Genomic DNA, 26,115 nt, shown 5'->3' on the forward strand with positions numbered 1-26,115 from the left:
ACGGGAACATCTGGGCTGCTTTAATATTGTTTCTGTTCTAGCCTACTCGCTTGTTAGTAAGCGGAATTACACAATCGGCCTTAAGTGTTGCAACCAACGTTGCTCTAACTTCTTAAAGCCCCAGATAATAGTAAACGTAAGTACCATGTAACACATACCTGCAAAAAGGTAAGATTCAAATGGCGCATAATAACGCGAATTAACGATACGAGCCGCCCCCGTTAAATCAACAATGGTTACGATACCTGCTACTGCAGAACCATGAACCATGAAAATCACTTCGTTACTGTATGCCGGCAATGCTCGGCGCATCGCACTGGGTAAAATAATACGGCGAAATGCTTGTGGTGTACTCATTCCATACGCTTTCGCAGCTTCAATTTCCCCTTTCGGTAAACTATTAATTGCCCCTCGGATAATCTCTGAGGTATAAGCGGCAGTATTTAAGATAAAGACAAAAAGTGCACAAAACCATGCTTCTTGCCACAAGGTACCTTGCACCTCAATAAGCTGACTTAACCCGTAATACACTAAATACAGCTGGATTAATAAAGGCGTACCGCGGAAAAAATAAATATAAGCCCATGCTGGAAAATAAATTATCGGATTTTTACTGTTGCGGGCAATACCAACGGGTATGGCAATGATTAACCCCACAACCAATGCAACCGCGACCATCCACACCGTAGTGATAAATCCATCAAGATAAAGGTCCCAGCTTTCAAAAAGAATACTAAAGTCCATATATTACCTCGTATGAATGCTAAATCGACGCTCAGCCCACTTAAGTGCTGATGTAGACAATGTAGTGAACAATAAGAAAATAACCGCGATAGTCATATAAAAGGTAAACGGCATTTGCGTTGCGCCAGCGGCCAACGACCCTTTACGTACCATATCGTCTAAACCAATAATCGATACCAGCGCTGTTGTTTTCAGTAGTACTAACCAGTTATTACCAAAACCCGGTAATGCATGCCGGATCATTTGCGGTAATAGAATTCGATGGAACGACTTAAAACTACTCATGCCATACGCTTTGCCAGCTTCAAGCTCCCCTTTATCGACAGCCAATATTGCGCCACGAAATGTTTCTGCCATATAAGCACCAAAGATAAAACCAATGGTTAAGACACCAGCCACAAAAGGGCTTATCTCTATATAGTCAGGTAAATAAGCCGTCCACTCATGGGTTGGATCGCTGGATGTAAAATACTCATTAAACCATTCATTGATACGATACAAACTATCGTTAAGCAGCATTTGCCCACCGAAGAAAATCAGCATCATCAATACTAGGTCAGGAATACCACGGATGACTGTGGTATAGATGGTGGCAATGGCTTTTGCCCAACGGTATGGCGATAGTTTTGCCAACGCACCAAGCATACCTAAGATTACTGCGAATAAGAGTGACAACAATGCAACCTGGACTGTTACCCAGGCGCCTTCTGCCAATGCCCATTCATATCCTTTTAAATCTAACACGACAGATCTCCAAAAAAGGCCCAAAGGCTACATATAGACTCTGGGCCCTTGAAAATACAGCTTCGGTCATCAAAGCTTACATAGGTAATATTAAGTTAATAACAAAATATCTGATTATTGACCGTAAACATCATAAGCAAAGTACTTAGCTGCAATTTCTTGGTAAATACCTTTTTCACGTAGTGAAATAATCGCGGCATCTAGCTTTTTAGTCAGTTCTTTGTCTTGCTTGCGTAATGCAATACCAAAACCTTCACCAAACCATTTAGGATCGGTTAATGAAGGACCAATAAACTCATACCCTTCACCGCCTTCTTTATTAATTAAACCTTCTTCCAGTGCAGAAGCATCACCCAATACGGTAGCAATACGACCGGCTTTAAGATCAAGGTAAGCATCATCAAAAGAACCGTAACGAACAATCGTGACAGAGTCGCCAAAGTTATCGGTTAGGTATTTATCATGCGTTGTCGCACGCTGAACACCAATTTTCACACCTTTTAAGCCTTCTTTCGAAAAGTCGATTACAGTGCCTTTTTTAGCAACATACTTGTTCGGAATAAGTGCGTATTTGCCTGTAAAGTCGATTTTTTTCTTACGTTCTTCAGTAATAGACATTGCAGCAATAATTGCATCATATTTACGTGCAAGTAGAGAAGGAATAATGCCATCCCAGTCTTGAGCAACAATCTTACATTTCGTTTGAAGTTCTTCACACAGCGCATTGGCCATGTCGACATCAAACCCTTTCAGATCACCGTTTGGCTCTGTCCAACTAAATGGAGGGTAAGCACCTTCAATACCAAAGCGTACTTCTGTGTACTCTTTTGCTTGTAAAGATGTTGCACCCAGTGCCGAAACCATTGCTGCTGCTAAAATCCATTTTTTCATCTTACTTCTCCTATAATATGTACTGTCTGCTGCATGCCCCAACATCGTTCAGCAGCCACTTTTTTACTCAATGTTACAGATACATCCAATCTTGTATAAACACGTATCCAGAGGTGAATACCTTTATCTCACTAATAAATGGAAGAGATAAATTGCTGTAATCGTTCTGACTCTGGATTTTTAAATAATTTTTCAGGGTGACCTTGTTCTTCCACAATCCCCTGATGTAAAAACATCACTTGATTTGATACGTCACGGGCAAACGCCATTTCGTGGGTAACCACTAACATGGTACGACCTTCTTGTGCCAAATCTTGCATTACCCCTAATACTTCCCCAACTAATTCAGGATCAAGCGCTGAGGTAGGTTCATCAAAAAGCATCACTTCAGGGTCAACCGCTAATGCGCGAGCTATCGCTGCACGTTGTTGCTGTCCACCCGATAAGTGACCTGGGTAATAATGACGTCGTTCATAAAGACCGACTTTCTTTAACAGAGCTTCTGCCTTTTCAATTGCTTCTGCTTTAGGTATCCCTAAAACATGAATAGGTGCTTCAATAACGTTTCCTAGAACCGTCATGTGCGACCATAAATTGAACCCTTGAAAGACCATAGCTAAACGGGAACGAATACGTTGAACTTGCTTTTCATCAACCGGTAAAAATTCACCACGACGATTATTCTTCATTTGAATGAGTTCGCCATTGACCCAAATTTCACCCTGAGTCGGAATTTCTAACAAATTGACACATCGAAGAAAGGTACTTTTACCTGAGCCTGACGACCCAATAATAGAGATCACATCACCTCGGTGAGCCGTCAACGAAATCCCTTTTAAGACTTCATTCTGACCAAAAGATTTATGTAAGTCCTTTACTTCAAGCGCCACTACATCTGTCATGTGCGCTAACTCCTGTAGCTCCATAAAATCGAGAAATTGCTCGCAAAATGTTTGTCGGTTTTACAAGCACATTCACGAAGGTATCACCACAAAACACAATAGGCAACATTTTGTTAACTTTATGGGTTTGGTATGAATATTCAGCCAAAGTGAATGTTTACCCGCAAATGCGTATCTAGTGTTATTTCTCAAGATATTGAGTAGGCTGTAAATTAGAATATTGAAATGACATGTTTTTGTCTTGTTGTTGGCGGTATTAGGTTGGTATATGTTTCAATTATCATTCCAATTGAACTTTCGTGTTGTTTCCTCGCTGTTACTCCTTCTCTTATCTAGCTTTCCAATATTATTCTGGCACAAGAAGACGGTGGTAGAAAGAGCAGTGTTCTTACCCTTATTTCTCAGAATAAAGTTCAGATAATTGCAATTTTTACCCCTTACTCAATGCCTAGCATCTCAATGACGTGTGAGTTCACTTTTTAACCACAACTTATTTTTAATATCCAACAGAATAATCAACCAAAATATCGGCTCGTTATAGGCTACAAGCTTGATGATGAGTTTATCGGCGTACTTTTCACCCTATTAGAGGGTGCTCAATAAGTAGAAGGAAAAACCTCTACTATTGATGATATTTTGTTTTCATTTCCACAGGTCAATAATATCCGGCACTTGACTCACATGGCATAAATCAATGGGTAAAGTCAGTAAAAAAACAGAGTTCAAACGGGATCTACATCAAACTAAATAAGCCCTATGCCCCAGATTTGTTTACACTTGTGTTACTTCCTGTGAGGCCACAATACTCGCGTAGCACTATTTGCCAACACTATATGCATACTGTAAATTAATGAAATGACATATTTTTGTCTTGTTGTTAGCTGTATTAGGTTAGTATATGTTTCAATTATCATTTCAACTGAACGTTCGCGTTATTTTCTCGCTGTTATCCCTTCTTTTATCTATCTTTTCCAATATTGTTCTAGCGCAAGAAGAAGGCGTTAAAAAGAACACTATTCTTACCCTTGTTCCTGAGTATAAAGATCAGATAGTTGCAAACTTTAACCCTTATTCAACGTCTAGTATGCCAACGACACATGAGTTCATTTTTGAACCTATGATTATTTTTAATACCCGACAGAATAACCAACCAGAATACCGACTCGCAACAAACTACAAGCTTGATAATGACCTTAGTGGCATTAGTTTTACCCTGCGAGAAGGCGTTCAGTGGTCTGATGGGTACCCTTTTACCGTCGATGACGTTCTATTTTCATTTTCATTAGTCCAAAAATTTCCAGCACTTGATTCACACGGCATAAACAAATGGATAAAGTCGGTAAATAAAAAAAGTGCTAATGAAATCTACATCAAACTAAACAAACCCAATGCCCTAATCGCGTTTACATTAGTATTACTCCCTATTGTTCCTCAACACCAATGGGGACTCATTGCTGATCCACTTCGATACGCAAACCCTACCCCCATTGGTACGGGTCCGTTTACATCAATTGAATCCTTAAACCAAAGTGGCTATTTGCAGTGTAAAAACCCCTATTACTGGCAAGCAGAGCAAAGGCACATTGATTGCCTTCGCTATCCCAAAGTCATCAATAATGACGATTTCATATCTCGAATCATGACCGGAGAGTTTGACTGGACCGGGTCATTCATTCCTGATATAGAACGCAACTACGCCTCTTTTTCGCCCCATTTTAAATATTGGTTGCCCCCTGCGAGCACCATCAGTTTATTTTTCAATTTCAAAGCAGCCGATCCAGAATTACAGGCATTAATCAGCCACGTCGAATTTCGTCGTGCAATTTCGATGAGCATTCGTCGTCAATTTTTGATTGATATAGCGGCATTCGGTCAGGGGGAAGTGTCACACTTAGCATCAGGTATGAGCCAAGGTTTTGAGCAATGGGAAGATCCATTGAGCAATGAAAAGTATCAACAATACATGCGCTATACCCCTTTGCTGGCCAAAGAGTTATTAGATGAACTGCATGTTAGAGACGGTAATAATGATGGCTGGCGAGATTTACCGTCGGGCAAAGCACTCGGATTAACAATCTTGACACCTAATGGATGGTCTGATTTTGATACCACCGCTTTACTCCTTGCTGACATGCTGCAAGAAGTAGGCATTAAAGTCAGCACACTACAGGTAGATTTTAGAGAATTTAATGAAAGGCTAAGCGCGGGTGATTTTACGGCGGCTTTAACGAATTACCCACAAGGTCCGACACCCTATAAGTATTTTGACTCAGCATTTAATAGCGCTTATCAAGCACCACAACACCCTCGCTATGCCAAACATTTCTACAAAAACACAAAAATAGATGAGTTGCTGGCACAATTCCCGATAGCTTCAACGCCAGAGAAACGTCAGGCTATTATTTACGATCTCAGTAATATCGTTGCCAGTAAACAAATCACAGTACCTCTGTATAACACGGTGCAGTTTTTCCAGTACAACACACAACGATTTACAGGATGGTTTAATGAAGAAAACCCCAAAGCAAGCCCACTTGTATGGCCGCAAGCACCAGAACGTTTATTACATGTATTGGCGCTAAAACCAGTCGCGATGAAAACGGTTGATATCAAAGCTGCACCTTAATTATCGGCAGTTCTTTTATTCTGTGGGCGTACTGCAACATTCATCTTGTAGAAAACCGATTACGCCCTCTAAAACATCATATTGTGGAAGACAGTATAATGTACGTCCGTCTCGGTGTTGTTTTACTAAACCTGCAGACATTAAACTGGAGATGTGGTGCGATAAGGTTGACCCAGGAATAGATAACTCTTCCTGTAATCGCCCAACAGGTAACCCATCATGACCCGATTTAACCAGGTGTTTAAAAATAAACAGCCGTGTAGGATGACCTAACTCTTTTAGTGCTTTTGCGACAAACTCTAATTCCATTATCTATCCTGTTAGCTACTCTGTTGTCTGTATCGCTAGATCTGAGTTCTAACGCGTTTTGATTCGATCATTATAATAGAAAAGAGGTGAATACCGAAGGTTAACCCTCCTATATTCACCTCTCACCAGATTTGTACAAAAAATGCTTACCGAATGATTATGACAACGCAGCCCCTGCAAATAGGATCACGATAGTCACGACAAATACCATGACAACAAACGGCATTACCCACTTTAAGAAACGCTCATAAGGTATTTTCGCTAATGCCAGACCAGCTACTAAGTGCCCCGCAGTCGGTGCAAACATATTGATCCAACCACTCGCTGATTGATAAGCCGTAATGATCAAATCTCGCCCAATACCCGAGAAGTCAGCTAAAGGTGCCATTAATGGCATTGAAACAGTTGCCAGCCCAGAGGTTGATGGAATGAAGAAGCTTAATACAATATGTACCAAGTACGTCACTACAACAAACACACCAGATGATAGACCAGTAACCGCGCCTTCAGCCCAGTTCAAAATGGTATCAATAATGGCACCATTATCCATCACAACGTAAATACCACGCGCAACAGCAACCACCAGCGCAACGCCGATCAAATCTTTTGCACCTTCTAAGAAGGTTTTAATGAAATCACCTTCTGACATACGGTTAATAACCGCAATCAAAATTGCTGATGCTAAAAATAGTGTAGAAAGCTCATCAAACCACCACCACAAGGTTGGGATAACCGTGATACCCATGTCTTCCCAAGGAATAACCCCGTAAATCATAACCATGAACGCACCAAAGAATACACCCATGGTGAGTTTTTGCTTGGTGGTAAACTCGCCTAAGTCCTCTTTAATCTTCGAGAATTCATCATTAAATTCGATATCAGCCAATACAGATGCAGATTTATCAGCTTTGACTTTAGCGGCATAGCGCATGACATACCATGAAGCCAGTACAATCAAAATGACAAGCTGCACCAAGCGCAAACCAATACCATCACCAATCGGTAAACCAGCAAAGCCCGAGGCAATACCTGTCGCAAATGGGTTAACAGTTGATGACAACACCCCGATACCAGAGCCGAGCAAAATAATACCAGCAGCGACCATACGGTCATAACCCGCTACCGCCATAACGGGTAATATCACCGCCCAAAAGGCGACGGTTTCTTCCGCCATACCATAAGTCGAACCACCAACAGCAAAAAGTGTGATTAACACAGGGATCATCATTTGCTCTCGGCCTTTAAACCGACGAACAATAGCGGCAACACCTGAATCCATTGCACCCGTTCGCATGGTTACAGCTAAGAAACCACCAATCACCAATACAAATAACGCAACATCAACGGCTTTATGGAAGCCTTTGATTGGAGCCATCAATACATCAATGAAACCCTGCGGCGTTGACTCAATTTCATTATACGTACCAGGGATCGGTAATAAACGCTCACCTCCGCTATAGTCCAGCACTTCGGCAGCAGGAATGATTTGATCAGTCCCGTTCACCATATAATCATATTTACCCGCTGGCATTACCCATGTCAGTAACGCAACCAAGCCGATAATAATGAATAAGATGGTGTACACCGTAGGCATCTTAAAAGACTTCTTTACCTTGTTTGTTTCTGTTGCCGCTGTCATAACTCCACTCCTTGCAGCTGATGAATTGCATTGGCGTAGACATTCATCGCCTTGAGCATGTCATCAATGATTAAGTATTCATTTGGCATATGTTCAACTTTATCGCGCCCAGGAAAAATAGCGCCAAACGCCACACAATTCGGCATGGCTCGAGCATACGTTGCCCCGCCAGACGTCATCGGCTTACTGTCAACATCACCACTTATTTCTTGATAAGCGCGCATCAATGTCTGAATGATCGGGCTATCTTTTGGCATATACAATGAAGGTAATACGTCAAACTCTTCATAATGTAAGCCATACTGCTCAACCACAGCCAAAATATCGTTATCAAAATCTTCTTTACTAAAGGTAACGGGAACCCGAATATCAATGCCCGACTTACTGTGCTCTTTCGATATATCTAGCTGTGCAACATTGAACGTTAGACGACCACTCACATCTTCAATATCACCAAAGATATTTGTAGCATTCGCATCTTGCCCAACTTGTTCAGCAATAAAGACCACAAGAGGATGAGTCACACCAATCTTCTTCAATGCGATACATAAGCGAGCGATAGCATTGACGCCTTTGGTATCGGCAGAGGCTGAATGCGCAGCTTTACCAAATACGGTAACTTCATCGTCTTCACAGCTAAAATCAAACCCGAATTCATCAAGTGCACTCACTAAGCTATCGCTTAATAGACCTTGGTATCGTGCTAATTCAGGAACGGCATTCAATGCCCCGCCACACTCAAGAAATAGCGAGGAGTCACCATCACCGTGCAACCACGATTGAATCAGCATTTTTTCAGCATGGATTAGAGGGAAACTAGCATCAGGTGTGAAGCCACACTGGGGGATTTCTTCTTTTTCTAAGTAACGTTCAATGCAACGCCACAATGTTTCTTCATCAGTACCAAAAATAAAGCGAATTCGCTTCGTTAACACCACACCACTTTGCAATAAGGCTTTAACAGCAAATAAAGCCGCTAACGTCGGTCCTTTATCGTCCTGCGTGCCACGACCGTACAAACGTCCGTCTCGAATTTCTGGCTCAAATGGCAGTGAATCCCATGCTGACAACTCCCCCGTAGGCACAACATCAAGGTGACCTAGCACCCCGATCATTTGTTCGCCTTGCCCAATATCGGCATACCCATAATAACCATCGGGATCTTTATACACCGAGAAACCCATCTCTTGGCATAGTGCCAATGTTTGCGTTAGACAATCATCAATAGGTTGACCAAACGGTACTCGATCTTGTTCAGATGCTGTTGCCTCATCATAAACACTCGGAATGGTAACTAGCCGCTTAACTGCTTCGATATAATCATCACGCATACCATCTATATTTAACGCTATTTTCGCTTTCATCGTATCCCTCTGCTCCCCTTACATTTTAGTCGACATAAAAAGAGAAATGCAGACTAAAATAATGAAGGATATTTAATTATTGGTATAAATATTCAACGAGATTTCCTTATACCGGATGATTCTGCTACAACAAGCAGTAACAATCTGTGACAAATTTCACTTGATTAAGGATCTAAATGGGATAGCGATCATAAAGCGAACATTCTTTAATGTCGGGGATTTTACGTGCTGGAATAGCACTACCTTTCAATTACATATGGCGTAGAAGCGCAAACGCTGATCCACTCGAGAGTTCTCGTTTAATTAGACTCAATATAGTGCTGATCATTTAAAGTAGAACACCTCAAACGATAAATTATCATCTTGTCTTGGGGCAACAAATTCTCGCTGAAACGAGCATCTTGAGGTAACTTGGGTATAACAATGCATAGCCGTTCTACACACAAGATAAATTATAAATAAGTCGTCAATATTACCCATTATTATAAATTGCGATCAATTATGAACAATTACCAAGTATAATGAAAAATAAGATATTCGTTATTATATTCCATATTAAAATATAAATTTAATACATCTACTAAAGTACAACCATTGGCTATATAATATTCAGCAAAATTATAATAACTGACACTATTGATATCAGTTAATACAGCGCTATTGCATATTGATTAATAATCTCACTCAATAAGTATTATTCCTCTATTTTATTAAAAACATTACGACGTTGATATCTCATGCTAAATTCAATTAAAAATATACCATTGCGAATATTACTTTCGCTATCTTCAGCCTTTGCTGTGTTATGTTTCATCATTACCATCATAATCAGCCAGAGCCTGTTATCAGAAGTTGAAACAAACACTGACAATGTCGATGACTTCATCGCACTTAACAACACATTGAAAGAATTTCAGGACCTACAGGACGTAAGCCGGATGAGTTCTATTTATGCGCTAGGGTTTTATGAACGCCTAGACGAAATGGTGCGCGTTAATAACGAAAATTATGCGCAAGTTCAGAAAAGCTATAATCGCATAATACAGACAGATAACAGCGCCGTGACTCCAAAAGTCAGACAAACACTGGAAACATTCATCCGTAATTACCAGCAATATACACAGAGTTCGGAGCTGCTAAGAGAACAGCGTCGTAAAATCAAAGAGGTATACGATGCAACCAGCTGGATCAGCACTGATCTCAGTGAAGCTGACTTTCAGATAACCCAAAATAGAAGCGCAGATGATCTGAAGCAATGGAATCAAGATATATCACAAATGGCAGATACCGCAGGGCTGATGCTGTTTAATATCGCTGAAGGCGTTAAAGGCAAGAGCCGCACTGCAACGAAGAAAACATTAGATCAAACCCAGTCGCTCATCACTCTGCTTCAGCCTTTTGAAAACTGGTCTGAAAACAAAGAGCTAGTAAATAACGCCCGTCTTTGGGAAAAACAGCTTCAAGACATTCTTCAGCTACAAAATGAGAAAAGAGAGAATGTTGCGCACATGATCAGGCTTGGTAATGAAAACACCCAGTTAATTACCACCCTGGCAAAAGAATCGATTAATAAAACTGAACAGCTTTCTGACAGAACATCAGAGTTATTAGAGTCGGTCACCACAAGTCAGTTAACAGCGACCGCGATTGCAACTCTACTAGCGTTGGCAATCAGCATGTTACTGTCAAATGCCATTAGTGGTGTAATGAACACGCTTTATTTAACAGTGAAAGATTTAGCCGACGGTAAATTGCATACCCGCACAAACATCAGCGGAAAGAATGAAATCGGCATGCTGGGTTCCAGCCTCGATGATGCTATTTCTCAACTTAGCCACACTATCCGCGCACTGCGTGGCGTTAGTGATGAAGTCGCCACCTCTTCAACTGAACTTGCCGCAGTGATGACCCAAAGTGAAGTCAACGGCCGAGAACAGCAACAGCAAGTAGAGCAAATAACCACCGCTGTAACAGAACTATCTGCAGCCGCCGAACTGGTTGACGGCTATGCAAAAACAGCTGATGAAAGTGCCCAACAAGCACTGACCTTGGGCGCTGAAGGCACAGCTATCGCCCTGCATTCCCGCCAATTATCACAAGAACTTACGACACAACTTGAAGAGACATCAAGTCAGGTTGTCGACCTTAACGAACAAAGCGTCAAAATCAGTGAAGTCATCACTGTGATTGACAGTATCTCAGAGCAAACCAACCTGCTCGCACTCAACGCGGCGATTGAAGCGGCACGAGCCGGCGAAAGTGGCCGCGGATTTGCCGTGGTTGCCGATGAAGTCAGAGTGCTAGCAGCCAAAACGCAGGATTCAACCCAACAAATTCAGACCATTATCGAGCTGCTGCAACACAAATCGTCAGTCGTCGTTACCGCGGTGAATGACAGCCTAGACAAAGTGAAAAGCACTAACGAAATCGCTGAACAAACCAGTAGCCAGATTGACTCTATCACCCGGGCACTGGATCATATCAGCCAGGTCAACGCCGATGTCACCACCTCAGTTGACGAGCAAAGCCGAGCCATTGGTGATATTACACTGAATATAAATACTATTAATGACATCATCAGCCAGAATGTGGCCGGCATCAGCCAGACAGCTGAAGCCAGTAGCCATTTATCACAACTGGCAGAAGATCAGAGAAACCGTCTGGGTGAATTCCAGGTCGCGCAATAATATTCATCAGGAAGTGGCTGTAATGCCACTTCCTTTTATTTACTAACCTTTCCCATCCAAGCTTCCAAATAAAAAACCACCCCGTAATCATTAATCTTAACAATCAACCAGCACTCGCCAATAATTCTCTCCTTAAATTCAAATACTACGGTTTACAATGCATATATATGACATATAGACTGACGAAAAATCATTACAATATAAAACAATAAGCATTGCGATATTCATGTTAAATCCTATTAAAAATATTCCATTACGAATTATTATTTCGTTATCTTCCGCATTCGTCCTAATATGCTTTATCATCACGAGTTTTATTAGCCAGAACTGACTAACTTAGGTAAAAAATAACCCCAATAACGTAAATGACTTCATTTTATTCAACAGTTAAATCAACCAATTTCAAAACCTGTTCGATGCCAGTCGAATGCGTGGAATCTATGCCCTCGGTTTCTGACATCCAAGTGTTTTGGGTATATACTCCGCGCCTATCAATACTGACGATAGCTTTTACTGAAGAGACATATAATGAAAACATCTGTTACAGGTAAAGATGCCACACTTGAACAATCTATCGAGCATTTCCAAACTCAATTAAAAAAATTGGGTTTCAATATAGAAGAGGTTGCTTCGTTTAATCCTGTACCGAATGTCTGGTCAGTACAAATTCGTGATGTCGATGCACCGATGAATGCCACTCAAGGTAAAGGGACAACACAGCAAGCAGCCCTTGCGTCTGCATTAGGTAAATTCTTTGAATGCCTATCAACCCATGCTTTTTATAATGACTATTACTTGGGTCAAGCACTAGCTAATGGCGATGTTGTTCACTACAGTAACGAAAAATGGTTTGATATTGGTGAAGATAACTTACCGCCAGAAGGCATGTTGGATGAACGTTTAACACAATATTACGATCCGACTCTTGAGCTACTGGGTACCGATTTAGTTGATCTACAATCGAGCAATATGGATCGTGGCGTATGTTGTTTACCGTTTGAACGTCAATTTGACAATGAAACCGTCTATATTCCAGCTAACATCATTAGTAACCTTTACTTGTCGAATGGTATTGCTTCAGGAAATACGCAAGCAGAGGCACGTACCCAGTGTTTATCTGAAGTGATTGCTCGTGCAATTAAAAACCGCATTATTCTTAAAGACATCAGCTTACCGGTAATTCCAGCAGAGGTAATGGCTCGCTACCCAGCAATCACTGAGTCTATTGCAGCATTAGCCGCAAAAGGATTAACTGTGACATGTTACGACGCATCACTGGGCGGTGAATTCCCAGTGCTTTGTGCGATGTTACCGGTTCCAGGGAATGATGTGTGCTTAGCAGCATTTGAGGCTCATCTTCATTTTGAGGTTGCACTTGAGCGAGTGGTAACCGAGTTACTGCAGAACGATACACTGATCGAGCTAGGCATTTACCCACAGCCAACAGTCGATGATAACAGTCAGCACAATGAACAAACGGCACATACACCGAACTTCTCATGTGTGATGGTTTCTGGTGAGTTGTTTAAAGCAGATGCAAGCTATGATTTTGTTGATTGGAATTTCACTGGCAATTCTGAAGAATCATTCAGCCACTTAATGGCGATTATGACCAAAGCAAGAGCTGATGTTTACATTGCTGATTACTCGCATCTTGGTGTGAATTGTTGTCGTATTATAGTGCCAAGCTGGTCTGAAATTTACCCGATTGAAACACTCATCGAAAGCAACAATAACGTTGCGTTGGAGCTGCGTGAGACATTCCTTGCCCTACCAAATGTAGATTGGGAAGGTGAACAGTACGCAGAAATGTACGGTATTTTAGAAGAAGAAGGATACGATGACTCTGTACTGCTTGCTGAAATCATCGGCCTAGCACCGCAAGTCGGCGATGCATGGCAAACATTGCGCATTGGCGAAGTAAAATGTCTACTCGCACTCGCTGGTGGCGATCTAGAGTTAGCCCTCGAACTGGCAACTTGGTGCCTTGAGGTTAATGCAACCACTTACAGTCCTGAACGTATCCAATTCTTCCATTGCCTAGTGGCCAGCCTTAATCTTGCACTTGATGAAAAAAGCGACCCAGCTCAGGCTAAAGCTGATTTCGAACTGCAATATGGCGTAGAAACCGTTGCCGCAGCATGGGGATCTATTGAAGGAACGGTTCGCTTCTATGGTGTCACAGGCGGCGATCTCACGATGAGCCAATACCCGTCGCATCTGCAGTTACTATCGTCATACCAAAAAATGCATATTGGTCAATAGAGACCGATATATTGCTTTCTAAAGCCAGCTTTGTTGCTGGCTTTATCTTTCATATTCCTTCACATTACGAGTAATTAACAGCTTCCAGGCTGCCTCTTTTGGTGTAGACTCCCTGTAGACCGTAAAACCCACACTACAAAGCTATATTCGTTTTAAAATAGTTAGTTAACAAATCTTCTTTCATTTTTTGGTTATTACAAACTCACATAACCTACTCACTTACTACAATATTTTTTAACAAATTATTTTTTCGTTCAATTTTTTTTAGTTATTTTACTACATTTTTTGAGGGGTAGTGATCAAGATCAATTCCATCTTCCACTTCAACCCGTATACTTTGCTAAAATTTGGTGAAATATAATTACACTGATATAGCAGTTCCTACTTGAGGGTGAGTTATTAGTAGAGAACGGCAAACAGGTCACCATAAAAAAAATTATTATTTAACATTATTATTTAACGTAGAAACGAGGCAAATATGTCATCAGAAGAAAGAAGTTATCAGGAGCAACACCGCCCTGCATCTGACTTCTCTAGCCGCTCTGAGTATCTAGATAACGAATTGAAAATAATGAAGCCACGCCGCTGGAAGTTAAACCTTCCTGGTCGTGATTTCCGTTTTGAATGGGAAGATTTAGTTCCCGCACTTGCAGGTACTATCGGCATCATCGCAATGTATTCTGCGGTAATGATGTCTTGGGCTGATGGACTAACGCAAGCTTGGGACCATGTTGAGCTTGGTAAAGAATTTGCCATTGAAGTCGCTCGTGTAGAAATGCTTATCCCAGCATTACTCTTCTGTATTTTAGCCTCTGGTTTCTTTAACCCTAGGGCTAACTTAGCAGGTAACCACGGACCAATGATTCCATTAATTGGTACGATTGCCCTAGCCGGTGCACACCCTCTTGCTCTTGCAATTCTTTTAGGTGTATTCGGTTTATTACTGAGTTACTTTAAAGGTGGCTCTAAACTGGTGAACCTGACCGGTGAAGGGGTTGCTGGGGGCTTACTCGTTTTTCTCGGTTTCACGGGAGCAATGAGCCAAATTGGTGATATCCAGTCTTGGGCAACAAGCCTTGAAACAGCCGATGCCGCGAAAGGCAGCTTCGGGTATATTGGCTTAGTGGTACTTGCTGTTAATATCGTGCTTTATGCTTTCCTTGCTCGTATCGGCAAGCGTTGGCTAGCGATTCCTGCTTGTGCGGCAACTGGCCTAGCTATTGCTTTGGCACTGGGTGCAGGTTTTGACCTAACATTTGAAACTGAAATGGGTCTGCCAAATCTAAATCCTGTATACTGGTGGGGTAGCACAGATCAAGGTTGGATGCTTGGCTTACCAAACTTTCAGCACTTCCTTGCATCATTACCGTTTGCCATTCTAGCAGTAGCAATGTGGTCACCAGATTTTCTTGGTCATCGTATTTTCCAAGAGCTAAACTACCCTCGTGGCGCAAAGAATGTACTGATGGACGTTGATGATACAATGACAACGTGTTCACTACGCCAAATTGTAGGTACAGCGGTTGGTGGTGGTAACATTACATCATCTTGGGGAACGTACATGATCCCAGCAGCTATTGCTAAGCGTCCAATTCCAGCGGGCGGTATCTTACTGGGTAGTTTGTGTATTATTGTTGCTATCCTTGGTTTCCCAATGGATGTTGCGGTATGGCCACCAGTAATGCGTATTGCGCTTCTTGTAGGTGTATTTCTTCCTCTTCTAGAAGCTGGTATGCAAATGGTTCGTGATACTAAAGACTCTCAGTCTGCTGGTATTTGTATCTTTGCAGCAGCAGTGACTAACCCTGTACTGGCTTGGGCACTCACTATGCTACTTGATAACAACGGCCTAATCGGTGATAAAGAACGTGCTAAAACACTGTCTATCTTCGACCGTATTATCATCCCAGCATCAGTATTGATTATCTGTCTAGTTGCGATGCTTTCTGTCGGTATGCTAGAAGGTCAATACGGTATTCAATCACTATTGTAATACCCGTGGGCAGTGCGCTTGCACTGCCCTGCTTTACTTGAAAATAAGCACTAATACGAATAATGAAATCTTAATTTAGTTAAGCTGTAATTTTTCATTATCCGTATTATTGTTAATAAAAGTGTACTGTTCATCATTTATGATGATTGATTGCGTAATTGCATCGTAATCAGTACGTATTTTTTCTACTGAATAGAAACAGGTAGGTATAACATGGCAGAGCAATTTGCTAAAGCTTGGGAAGGTTTCGCTGCAGGCGAATGGCAGAACGATGTAAACGTTCGTGATTTCATCCAAAAGAACTACACACCGTATGTCGGTGACGAGTCTTTCCTAGAATCTGAAGCAACGCCAGCAACGGCAACGCTTTGGGAACAAGTAATGGTAGGAATCAAGCAGGAAAACAGCACTCACGCTCCTGTTGATTTTGATACTTCAGTTATTTCTACTATCACTGCACACGATGCAGGTTACATCAACAAAGATCTTGAAACGATTGTTGGTCTTCAAACTGAAGCTCCACTAAAGCGCGCTATCATCCCTAACGGTGGTATCCGTATGGTTGAAGGTTCTTGTAAAGCGTACGATCGCGAACTAGATCCTGAAGTTTCTAAAATCTTTACTGAATACCGTAAAACACACAACCAGTGTGTATTCGATATTTACACGCCTGACATCATGAAATGTCGTAAGTCTGGTGTACTGACTGGTCTTCCAGATGCATACGGCCGTGGTCGTATCATTGGTGATTACCGTCGCGTAGCGCTATACGGTATCGATCGTCTAATGAAAGACAAGTTCGCTCAGTTTACGTCTCTACAAGAGCGTTTCGAGTTAGGCGAAGATCTTCAAATGACAATGCAACTTCGTGAAGAAATTGCAGAGCAACACCGTGCTCTAGGTCAGATCAAAACTATGGCAGCTAAATACGGCTACGATATTTCTGGTCCTGCTACAAGTGCACAAGAAGCAATTCAGTGGACTTACTTCGGCTACCTAGCTGCAGTTAAATCACAGAACGGTGCTGCAATGTCTCTAGGTCGTACATCTACGTTCCTAGATGTGTACATTGAGCGTGATATCGCAGCTGGCGTAATCACAGAAGTTCAAGCACAAGAAATGATTGACCACTTCGTAATGAAGCTACGTATGGTTCGTTTCCTACGTACGCCTGAATACGATGAGTTGTTCTCTGGTGACCCAATCTGGGCAACAGAATCAATGGGTGGTATGGGTCTTGACGGTCGTACACTAGTAACACGTTCAAACTTCCGTTTCTTAAACAGCCTATACACTATGGGTCCTTCTCCAGAGCCGAACATCACTGTTCTTTGGTCTGAGCAGCTACCTGATGGCTTCAAGCGTTTCTGTGCGAAAGTATCTATCGATACTTCTTCTATCCAGTACGAAAACGATGATCTAATGCGTCCAGACATGGACTCAGATGACTACGCAATCGCTTGTTGTGTATCTCCAATGGTTGTTGGTAAGCAAATGCAGTTCTTCGGTGCACGTGCTAACCTTGCTAAAACAATGCTTTACTCTATCAACGGCGGCGTTGATGAGAAGCTTAAAATCCAAATCGGTCCTAAGACTGCACCTGTAACTGATGCAGTTCTAGATTACGCTGATGTGATGGATCGTCTAGATCACTTCATGGATTGGTTAGCAACACAATACGTGACTGCGCTAAACAGCATTCACTTCAGCCACGACAAGTACAGCTACGAAGCATCGCTAATGGCGCTTCATGACCGTGACGTTCGTCGTACAATGGCTTGTGGTATCGCTGGTCTTTCTGTTGCAGCTGACTCACTGTCTGCTATCAAGTACGCAACAGTTAAGCCTATCCGTGACGAAGACGGTATTGCTATCGACTTCGAAATCGAAGGTGATTACCCTAAATTCGGTAACAACGATTCACGTGTAGATGACATCGCTTGTGAACTAGTTTCAACATTTATGGGCAAAATCCGTAAGTTGAAAATGTACCGTGATGCTATCCCTACTCAGTCAATCCTTACTATTACATCTAACGTTGTATACGGTAAGAAGACGGGTAACACACCAGACGGTCGTCGTGCTGGCGCTCCTTTCGCACCGGGTGCAAACCCAATGCACGGTCGTGATGAGAAAGGTGCTGTAGCCTCTCTAACGTCTGTAGGTAAACTACCGTTTGCTGACGCAAAAGATGGTATCTCTTACACATTCTCTATCGTGCCAAACGCACTAGGTAAAGAAGCAGATACTCAAAAAGCTAACCTTGCAGGTCTTATGGATGGTTACTTCCACCATGAAGCTGGCATCGAAGGCGGTCAGCACTTGAACGTTAACGTATTAAACCGTGAAACGCTTCTTGATGCCGTTGAGCACCCAGAGAACTACCCACAGCTAACTATCCGTGTATCGGGTTACGCAGTGCGTTTTAACTCTCTAACAACTGAACAGCAGAAAGACGTAATCGCACGTACTTTCACTGCATCTCTATAATTTAGAGCTGAGTAACGAGAAACTAATCATTAGTCTTCTCTCGCTGTCCTAATAAAAAACCGACTTTATAGTCGGTTTTTTGTTATCTGCCCACATCATCGCTATATTCCTATCAATGTCTTTCAAACTCTCACCCTAAAACAAAGACATCCGCCTACAGCTGTATTTTTTATCCCTCAAAAGTATCACCAAGGATACAGAATGGTTGTCTATAAAACCTTTTATCTGTTTTTTTCTGTATTTTATTCTGGATACCATTCTGTATATTGCCTAACACCTCTATTTTCATTATTATCCGCATCTAATATACCCCATCATATATCTGTGATGCTTTTCTACACACAAGGTTTGCGATTGTTTATGCTGCAAGAAAAATTTGTTCTCGTTATCGATGACAGCGCTATCATTCAGCAAACAACCAAGTTGATTCTCCAAAAGTGTGACTTCACAGCGAATCGTATTCATACTTCAACAAATGCTTCAGATGCGATGAAAATGTGTCAGGCTCATTGCTATGACATTATTTTTATTGATTTCAATTTAGGATTTGGTAGTACAGGTCTCCAGTTACTTGAGCGCCTACACCAATCTCAGATCATCAAACATGAGCCGCTTATTTTCATCATAACTGCAGATGATTCGAAGCCCGTATTCATGGGGTTTTCTGAATATGAACCTAATGATTATCTTGTTAAGCCCCTGCGTATAGAAGTATTACACCAACGCCTCGCCGCTAATTTTAAGCAACATCAACTGAACAAGAATGTCTTTGCGGCATTTAAGTCAGACGGTATTCAAGGGGCACGAAAAGCACTTCAACAAGCAACAACCCAATCCGCATTTCAACATGCAATTACAGCCCTGTGCAAAAGCCTGGTCAACAGCACACCGCCAGATACACTGACTAGCAAAACAGATGTACCAAATAACGTTATTCCCACGGCTATATCATTGCTGCGGAGCTTTACTCAAAAGCATGATTACTTGCCAGCTCAGCTGTATTTGGCTGAGCTGTATCTTAGCCAGCAGCAATACGCTGAAGCGAAAGAAATTATTGAGCCATTACGAGGCCAATATCCCAACCACTTGCTCATTATCGAATTCAGTGCGCGCTTAGCATTATGCCGTGGTGATATTACACAAACATACCAATACTGGGCACAGGCACATAGCATGAGTCAAAGTAACCTTGAGCGTTTGTTTGGCATGATTTGGCTTGAGCTAACCTTACACCCAACAGCTGAATTGCTCCGTCATTTGCGAGAAGCTGCTAACCATTTACCTAATTCAATTTGGGATAATAAACATTATTATTGCTTACTTGCTTGGGGGCTACTTCAACAAAACCCACTCAATAAACCCATCTCAATTGAGCGTATGTGGTGCAAATTTACTCAGCAAAAAGGGATCACAATCATTGATCGTCCTTTTGTCTTTGTTTTACAGGCTTGGCAAGCGGCAAAATCAGGCAATACTTTTATTGCTTATCGTTACTTACAACGCATTGAACCTAATGAGCAAACACAGACAAGCTTTGAATTTCATGCCGTTTTATTTAATACCTATCAGTTGCTTGGTATGACAAAGCCAATGCTAATGGCTTTTACGCAATTAGAAAATCTAATTACTAGCGAAGCACGCTTAACCCACCAGCGTATAAAACAGGCTTGGATTAATACCATCGAATCATCATTATCAAACGAAACCCATGAGTATCAACACGCTTTAGCACTATACAAACAACAAACAGGGGATGTAGCAGGTCAAAGCATTTTTGCTCTTTGGCCAGACAATCGTTTCGATACAACTCTCGCACGATGCCTAGTCGAAATATTGTGTGAAGGTCAGTTGAATGTAAGCCATAGCCAACGAGAGATCATCATGGAAGCGCGCTGGGTATTCGAATCACAACATGCCATACCTACTTGGTATCAGGATTTAAAAAGCCAATATTCAATCTTACATACCCCTGTCGAACTCATGACGACCAAAGGCTTAGGACACACAATCACATGTTAAAAAGCATGATGCTACTGATTTTATTCGCCCTACCATTCACTTCTTGGGCTGAGAATATTGATCACAATTCGAACGGTTACATAGATTCAAATCACGAGCTGAAAACGTTGCGCATAGGCTTTCCGGCATTCGATTGGACTCCCTTTTCTTATGTATCAAAAAAAGGCCGAGTATCAGGCTTGTTACCCTCTTTAATGCATGAAATAGCGAAAAAGCGTGGCTATAGGATACAAGCAATCACCTATCCTACGTATCAAGATGTACTCAATGGTTTTAATAACCATGAAGTCGACATTCTTGTCGGCGTATCTTCAACATTTGAGCGCCAAAAAGTGATGTCTTTCAGTAAACCAATACTGACCACATCGATGGCGATGATCAGCAAAACCCCAAGCATCACCAACTTTAAACAAATTGATCATCAACTTATCGCTGTTGAACAAGGTTTTGCGATTGGCGAGCAGCTGACTAAGCTTTCGTCCGCCAAACTTCAAATGGTTAACTTCCCGACAAGCTATCAAGCTTTTAACGCTGTCCTTCAAGGGGTAGCTGATGTCTACATTGGCAATTCAATCACCCTCGATGACATGCGTACCCATGAGAATGCCAACAATGATCTCTATTTACATGTTTTGCCTGACTTACCCTATGAGCGATTATATATGGCAGCTCACCGTGAACAGTCAGCACTAATCGACGATTTAAATAAAGGATACCAAGCCCTTGACCAGCATCTTTTAACGGGAATCTATGACACTTGGCTAACCAAGTCACAACAACGATTTATTTCCCATCAAAATTACCTCAATCTAAATAATGAGGAAGCCAAGTGGCTGGAAGAACACTCTACATTGAGAGTCGCGTATCACCCTGATGATTTTCCCTACCAATTTACCGACAAAGACAATCTAATGGCAGGTCGAGGGGCCGATGTCTTATCTTTGATTGCACGCCAACTTAAAATCACCTTGGTGCCTTTAGCTAAAACCGACTTCCCAGATATTTTAAAGCAATTGAATGAAGGGAAAATAGATGTTGTCGCTGCGGTTACCTGTACACCCGAGCGGGCAAAATTAGTTTCATGTACCACCCCTTACAGTGAAGAACAGTGGATAATGGTGGGCAAGGCAAATAGCGCAATACAGCATATCAACAAAAAGATGATTATCGGGACGGTCTCCAATCGTTTTGGTTCAGTGCTGACCAAACAGCTATATAGCAGCAACCCACAAAAAAACTACAATTCGAATGCAGAATTACTCGATGCCATTGTTAACGGCAACATTGATACCGCGGTAATATCACTTTCAAGTGCGTCCGTTTTCTTACAAAACGAGTATTTAGGTCGATTGAATATCATACCGAGTAAACTGGATTTTCAATATCAGCCAGTCGGTATCGCTGTTGCTTCAAACAATGTCCTGTTACGCGATTTATTAAATAAAGCAATGAATGCGATTCCCCCTCAAAAGCTCATTAATATTGAAAGTAAGTGGAATACCGTAAGGCTAACGTCGGGGATCCCTTATCAGAGAATATTGCTATGGGGACTGATTATCATTGGCTGTGTGGTGCTTATTGTCAGCTTCGTTGTTTACTGGAACCGAAAGCTAAGCCTTGAAATTGGCCAACGAAAAGCCGCAGAGCAAAAGCTGACTTACCTGACCAATAATTTTGATGGCGTATTACTGCAACACCTTCAACGTAGCGATGACCCATCAGATATCGAGCTATTATTCGTCAGTGAAAAAGTACATGATTTGCTCGGCATCAACGCAAATAAGTTATATCAGAAACCTGAAATCATGTTTCAGCTACTGCATCGCCGTGACGATAGTGAAACAATTTTCAATGCTATTCGTACCGCAACGCAACAGGGATATTGGAAAACAGAGCTAAAGCTAGAATCAGTGGAAACCAATGATCGCTGGGTAGAACTTCGTTGCCATATTACCCCGCAAGACGAAGGCTGGCAGTGGAACAGTATTATTATTGATATCAGCCAGATGAAACGTCAGCAACTTGAAGTTGAACATGCTCGTCAGCAAGCAGAGTCAGCAACCGAAGCGAAATCTCGCTTCCTTGCTATGATGAGTCATGAAATACGCACCCCTATCAGTGGTATTCTCAGCCTCTTAGAATTGATGATCCCATATGCACAGCAACCAGAACTTCAAGGGATCCACAAGAACTTAACTCAGTCTGGCCGTAACCTGCTCAATATTGTTAATGATGTATTGGATTTTTCTAAAAACGAAGCGGGAAAACTTACCTTAGCACCAGAACCCTCGCAAATATCGTCGTTTATGAATGAACTGGTGCAACCGCATGTCGTTAATGCCGAACAGAAAGGCGTTAACTTTCGTTTGTGGGTTGATCCGACCATTGCCCATACTGTTCTCATTGATGAGTTGCGATTAAAGCAAGTTATCAATAACTTACTGAATAATGCTATTAAGTTTACAGAAAGCGGTACCGTTTCATTATTGATCGATGTTATCAACCATGATGAAAATAGTGGTCAACAAATACTACGCTTCACGGTGAATGATACAGGCATAGGTATCACTGAAGCTGATCAATTAAAATTATTTCAACCCTTTGAACAAGTCGATCTAAGTAGCGAACGTCGCTTCAGTGGTACAGGGTTAGGTCTATCTATCTGTCGTCAATTGATCCAGCTAATGGACAGTGAGATAAATGTCGGCAGCCAGATCAACCAAGGCACCACATTTAGCTTCAATATCAATATGCCCGTTATCAAGTGTACTCAACAGCCCCAGTTATCACTCACTTGTGGCATTGTCACACCAGCACTTATTGATAATGAAATACTAAATAGTTATCTCCAAGTCTGGGATAATACGTGCCTGCCACTGACTATTACCACCAAATGTCAGCTACAGATGATTGCCGCAGAACAGCAGCTTGATGTCATTTTTGTACCTGATACATGGTGCCATGAACAAAACATAACACCTGCTTGGGCAGCATTACATTTACCAGCAGTACGCTGGGTACACATTCGCCAGCGTAATATGCTTTCTTTAGAACCCAGCGATCTAGGCTGGATTATCTCACAAAACCCATTAATGTCTGATCAGCTATATCACGCACTGACATCCCCCCATCACCTAGCATCACCATCCAAGCAGGTGCTAGTGACACCGCTTAGCCCAGTAACCCGTGAACAAGCGATTGCTCAGCATAAATTGATATTGGTTGCCGAAGATCACCCGATCAACCAACAAATCATTCAACAACAGTTACACCATCTTGGTTATGCGGCAGATATTGTTGATAACGGGCAAGTAGCCTTACAAGCGATGGCAGATCAACAGTATGATTTATTGCTGACCGATTGCCATATGCCAGAGCTTGATGGGTACGGTCTTACTGCTGCAATTCGCCTTGATGAAAAGTCTCGCGCAGCGCTGCCGTTACCAATAATAGCCCTAACCGCCAATGCATTATCGGGTGAAGAAGAGCGCAGTGCACAGCATGGCTTTGATGCTTACTTAGTTAAACCAGTATCATTAGAGCACCTCCAACAAACGTTAAGCCAATGGTTACCGATTACTTCGGCGTCACCAACGCCGCCAGCCCTTGCTGTGCCGGCTGAATCTGATCCTTGGGATTTGGGGGATTTTAATGACCTGATGGTTGATGATGCGGCCAATAACGAGGCATTCCCACTCTTATCGGCGTTTGAGTCAGTGAATAAGGCACTATTAATTCCAGAAAAAGAGACTAGTCATCACACTGCTATTAATATCACAAAACTAAGTACTATCTTTGGTGATATTGATGTATGCACAACAATCTTGCAGCAGTATGTTCAGTCATGCCACCTTGATTTCGATGAGCTTGAGAACGCTATTGAACACGATAACCAAGAGTCGATTCACCTTATTAGTCACCGGATGAAAGGGGCAGCAAGAATGATGGAATTCAATGCCCTTGCCACAACATGCGAAGAGATGGAAAGCACCAATAAACAACGTGACGTCAGTTATATACCTAATATATTGGATAAAATTAACAGACTAATTCACTCGCTAGAACAACAGGTTGAAAGCCTTGTATGAAAATATTACTCATCGAAGATCATGACTTCCAACGCCATATTCTACTAACACAATTAAATCAAATTATTGTACAGGGCACAGATAAAGTCATGGGTGCTGCTTCAGGTATTGAGGCCTTATCTTTAATGGGTGACTTTCAGCCTGATGTACTTATTTGTGATTTAAATATGCCCGAAATGGATGGCATCACCTTTTTAAGCCGTATTGCTGAACAGGCTTTTTCTGGGTTCATCATCATTACCAGTGCCACCAGCCCAAAAGTCATCAATGCCGTCAGTAAAATGTGTGCAAGCTATGATCTCAACCTACTCGGTTCATTAATAAAGCCTGCAAAAATGAATGTTATGGCGGATCTGTTAGAACATGCACGGCAACACCAGTCACTCTCCATAGAGGTGGAAAGCTACTCTTCTCTATGTACAGAGAAGCTTAGCCTCACCACATTACAACAAGCATTAGATCAACGTTGGCTTATCCCTTATTTTCAGCCTTTAGTTAAACTTGAAACAGGGGAATGGGTAGGATGTGAAGCCTTAATCAGACTTGAACACCCAACCTTAGGCGTGATTGTACCCGACCGATTTTTACCGCAATTATCTGCTATGGGCAAAGATGCAGAGCTCGCCATGCTAAGTATTCACTACATCATTAAGCATCAAAAACAGCTCTGCCAACGCAAAGTTGCCGTTAATATTACGCCAGATACATTAGTATTAGATGGGTTTGTTGATCAGGTTTTGATGCTAACTAATGAGCATCATTCCCTTAGCAGCCATCTGTATTTTGAAATCACAGAGTCTAATGCGCTTAAAGATACCGGTCGAGCATTAGAAGCCGCCTCTCGCTTGGGGATGCATGGTTTCAAGCTATCTATCGATGATTTTGGTACAGGCTATTCATCACTTAAACAACTCGAAACACTGCCATTTGAATCATTAAAACTAGATATGAGCTTCATTCAAGCCTTACCAACAAGCCGCACTGCACATGCCATTGTTGAGTCCAGCTTGTTGTTAACGCAACGCCTAAGGTTAACATCAGTAGCTGAAGGCATTGAGAACCAGTCGTTATGGCATCAACTGCAACAACTTGACTGCGATCTAGCACAAGGTTATTTCATTGCCGCCCCTATGCATGCGAACATGCTGTCAACATGGCACAATGAGTGGCAATACAAAGTCCGTCACCTTAATTTAGATTTATTGCATACAACAGAGCGTTAAGTCTCAGAAAGACGGCATAATACACTGGCAAAATACTGCAATTACCCTTACATTTTAAACGTATATAGGGCTACTTTACCCTGCCGTTTTGTAATAAAATGACGATAAATAACACGCACAATATACATGCG

General features: G+C 41.9%; 15 protein-coding genes. 8 read left to right on the forward strand and 7 right to left on the reverse strand.

Going from position 1 to position 26,115, the window contains the following annotated elements:
- Positions 1-66: 66 nt before the first annotated feature.
- The 4 genes from C9J47_RS13750 to C9J47_RS13765 form a co-directional block, all read right to left on the reverse strand.
- The gene (locus C9J47_RS13750; protein WP_107254041.1) at positions 67-744 is read right to left on the reverse strand and encodes an ABC transporter permease; all 678 of its coding nucleotides are present in this window, start codon (positions 742-744) and stop codon (positions 67-69) included.
- A gap of 3 nt (positions 745-747) precedes the next feature.
- Complete coding sequence (locus tag C9J47_RS13755; protein ID WP_107254042.1) at positions 748-1,488, reverse strand: ABC transporter permease; 741 nt, start codon at positions 1,486-1,488, stop codon at positions 748-750.
- 114 nt (positions 1,489-1,602) lie between these two features.
- Positions 1,603-2,379 (reverse strand): ABC transporter substrate-binding protein, encoded by a 777-nt coding sequence (locus C9J47_RS13760; RefSeq protein WP_107254043.1) that lies wholly within the window; start codon positions 2,377-2,379, stop codon positions 1,603-1,605.
- A 131-nt stretch (positions 2,380-2,510) separates the two neighbouring features.
- The gene (locus C9J47_RS13765; RefSeq protein ID WP_107254044.1) at positions 2,511-3,281 is read right to left on the reverse strand and encodes an ABC transporter ATP-binding protein; all 771 of its coding nucleotides are present in this window, start codon (positions 3,279-3,281) and stop codon (positions 2,511-2,513) included.
- Between the two features lie 898 nt (positions 3,282-4,179).
- Here C9J47_RS13765 and C9J47_RS13770 point away from each other — a divergent pair.
- Complete coding sequence (locus C9J47_RS13770; RefSeq protein WP_107254045.1) at positions 4,180-5,907, forward strand: ABC transporter substrate-binding protein; 1,728 nt, start codon at positions 4,180-4,182, stop codon at positions 5,905-5,907.
- A 15-nt stretch (positions 5,908-5,922) separates the two neighbouring features.
- Here the strand turns inward: C9J47_RS13770 and C9J47_RS13775 are convergent, their stop codons facing one another.
- From C9J47_RS13775 to C9J47_RS13785, 3 genes are all read right to left on the reverse strand, one after another.
- Entirely contained in the window at positions 5,923-6,216 is a 294-nt protein-coding gene (locus C9J47_RS13775; protein WP_006232839.1) for an ArsR/SmtB family transcription factor, read from the reverse strand.
- A 157-nt stretch (positions 6,217-6,373) separates the two neighbouring features.
- Positions 6,374-7,855, reverse strand: a complete 1,482-nt coding sequence (locus tag C9J47_RS13780) for a YfcC family protein (protein WP_006232838.1) — start codon at positions 7,853-7,855, stop codon at positions 6,374-6,376.
- Positions 7,852-9,219, reverse strand: a complete 1,368-nt coding sequence (locus C9J47_RS13785) for a M20 family metallopeptidase (RefSeq protein ID WP_107254046.1) — start codon at positions 9,217-9,219, stop codon at positions 7,852-7,854. The genes C9J47_RS13780 and C9J47_RS13785 overlap by 4 nt, the downstream gene beginning before the upstream one ends.
- Positions 9,220-10,157: 938 nt before the next feature.
- On the opposite strand from C9J47_RS13785, the gene C9J47_RS13790 reads away from it, so the two are divergent.
- From C9J47_RS13790 to C9J47_RS13825, 7 genes are all read left to right on the forward strand, one after another.
- Entirely contained in the window at positions 10,158-11,906 is a 1,749-nt protein-coding gene (locus C9J47_RS13790) for a methyl-accepting chemotaxis protein (protein WP_245903467.1), read from the forward strand.
- 528 nt (positions 11,907-12,434) lie between these two features.
- Positions 12,435-14,171 (forward strand): 30S ribosomal protein S12 methylthiotransferase accessory factor YcaO, encoded by a 1,737-nt coding sequence (gene ycaO / locus C9J47_RS13800; protein WP_107254048.1) that lies wholly within the window; start codon positions 12,435-12,437, stop codon positions 14,169-14,171.
- A gap of 478 nt (positions 14,172-14,649) precedes the next feature.
- Entirely contained in the window at positions 14,650-16,164 is a 1,515-nt protein-coding gene (locus C9J47_RS13805; protein ID WP_107254049.1) for a DUF3360 family protein, read from the forward strand.
- A gap of 213 nt (positions 16,165-16,377) precedes the next feature.
- On the forward strand, positions 16,378-18,654 hold the full coding sequence (gene pflB, locus C9J47_RS13810; RefSeq protein WP_107254050.1) for a formate C-acetyltransferase: 2,277 nt from the start codon (positions 16,378-16,380) through the stop codon (positions 18,652-18,654).
- A 360-nt stretch (positions 18,655-19,014) separates the two neighbouring features.
- Entirely contained in the window at positions 19,015-20,673 is a 1,659-nt protein-coding gene (locus tag C9J47_RS13815) for a response regulator (protein WP_170107509.1), read from the forward strand.
- Positions 20,667-24,761 (forward strand): transporter substrate-binding domain-containing protein, encoded by a 4,095-nt coding sequence (locus tag C9J47_RS13820; RefSeq protein WP_107254052.1) that lies wholly within the window; start codon positions 20,667-20,669, stop codon positions 24,759-24,761. Before C9J47_RS13815 ends, C9J47_RS13820 begins: the two co-directional genes overlap by 7 nt.
- Entirely contained in the window at positions 24,758-25,984 is a 1,227-nt protein-coding gene (locus C9J47_RS13825; RefSeq protein ID WP_107254053.1) for an EAL domain-containing response regulator, read from the forward strand. The genes C9J47_RS13820 and C9J47_RS13825 overlap by 4 nt, the downstream gene beginning before the upstream one ends.
- Positions 25,985-26,115 lie beyond the last annotated feature (131 nt).

Source organism: Photobacterium indicum (assembly GCF_003026215.1).
Classification (GTDB): Bacteria; Pseudomonadota; Gammaproteobacteria; order Enterobacterales; family Vibrionaceae; genus Photobacterium; species Photobacterium indicum.

Excerpts from the sequence above, each read along its gene's own strand:
- C9J47_RS13750 (WP_107254041.1), bottom strand. The coding sequence starts at position 744 with ATGGACTTTAGTATTCTTTTTGAAAGCTGGGACCTTTATCTTGATGGA.
- C9J47_RS13760 (WP_107254043.1), bottom strand. The coding sequence starts at position 2,379 with ATGAAAAAATGGATTTTAGCAGCAGCAATGGTTTCGGCACTGGGTGCA.
- C9J47_RS13765 (WP_107254044.1), bottom strand. The coding sequence starts at position 3,281 with ATGACAGATGTAGTGGCGCTTGAAGTAAAGGACTTACATAAATCTTTT.
- C9J47_RS13770 (WP_107254045.1), top strand. The coding sequence starts at position 4,180 with ATGTTTCAATTATCATTTCAACTGAACGTTCGCGTTATTTTCTCGCTG.
- C9J47_RS13775 (WP_006232839.1), bottom strand. The coding sequence starts at position 6,216 with ATGGAATTAGAGTTTGTCGCAAAAGCACTAAAAGAGTTAGGTCATCCT.
- C9J47_RS13780 (WP_006232838.1), bottom strand. The coding sequence starts at position 7,855 with ATGACAGCGGCAACAGAAACAAACAAGGTAAAGAAGTCTTTTAAGATG.
- C9J47_RS13785 (WP_107254046.1), bottom strand. The coding sequence starts at position 9,219 with ATGAAAGCGAAAATAGCGTTAAATATAGATGGTATGCGTGATGATTAT.
- C9J47_RS13790 (WP_245903467.1), top strand. The coding sequence starts at position 10,158 with ATGAGTTCTATTTATGCGCTAGGGTTTTATGAACGCCTAGACGAAATG.
- ycaO (WP_107254048.1), top strand. The coding sequence starts at position 12,435 with ATGAAAACATCTGTTACAGGTAAAGATGCCACACTTGAACAATCTATC.
- C9J47_RS13805 (WP_107254049.1), top strand. The coding sequence starts at position 14,650 with ATGTCATCAGAAGAAAGAAGTTATCAGGAGCAACACCGCCCTGCATCT.
- pflB (WP_107254050.1), top strand. The coding sequence starts at position 16,378 with ATGGCAGAGCAATTTGCTAAAGCTTGGGAAGGTTTCGCTGCAGGCGAA.
- C9J47_RS13815 (WP_170107509.1), top strand. The coding sequence starts at position 19,015 with ATGCTGCAAGAAAAATTTGTTCTCGTTATCGATGACAGCGCTATCATT.
- C9J47_RS13820 (WP_107254052.1), top strand. The coding sequence starts at position 20,667 with ATGTTAAAAAGCATGATGCTACTGATTTTATTCGCCCTACCATTCACT.
- C9J47_RS13825 (WP_107254053.1), top strand. The coding sequence starts at position 24,758 with ATGAAAATATTACTCATCGAAGATCATGACTTCCAACGCCATATTCTA.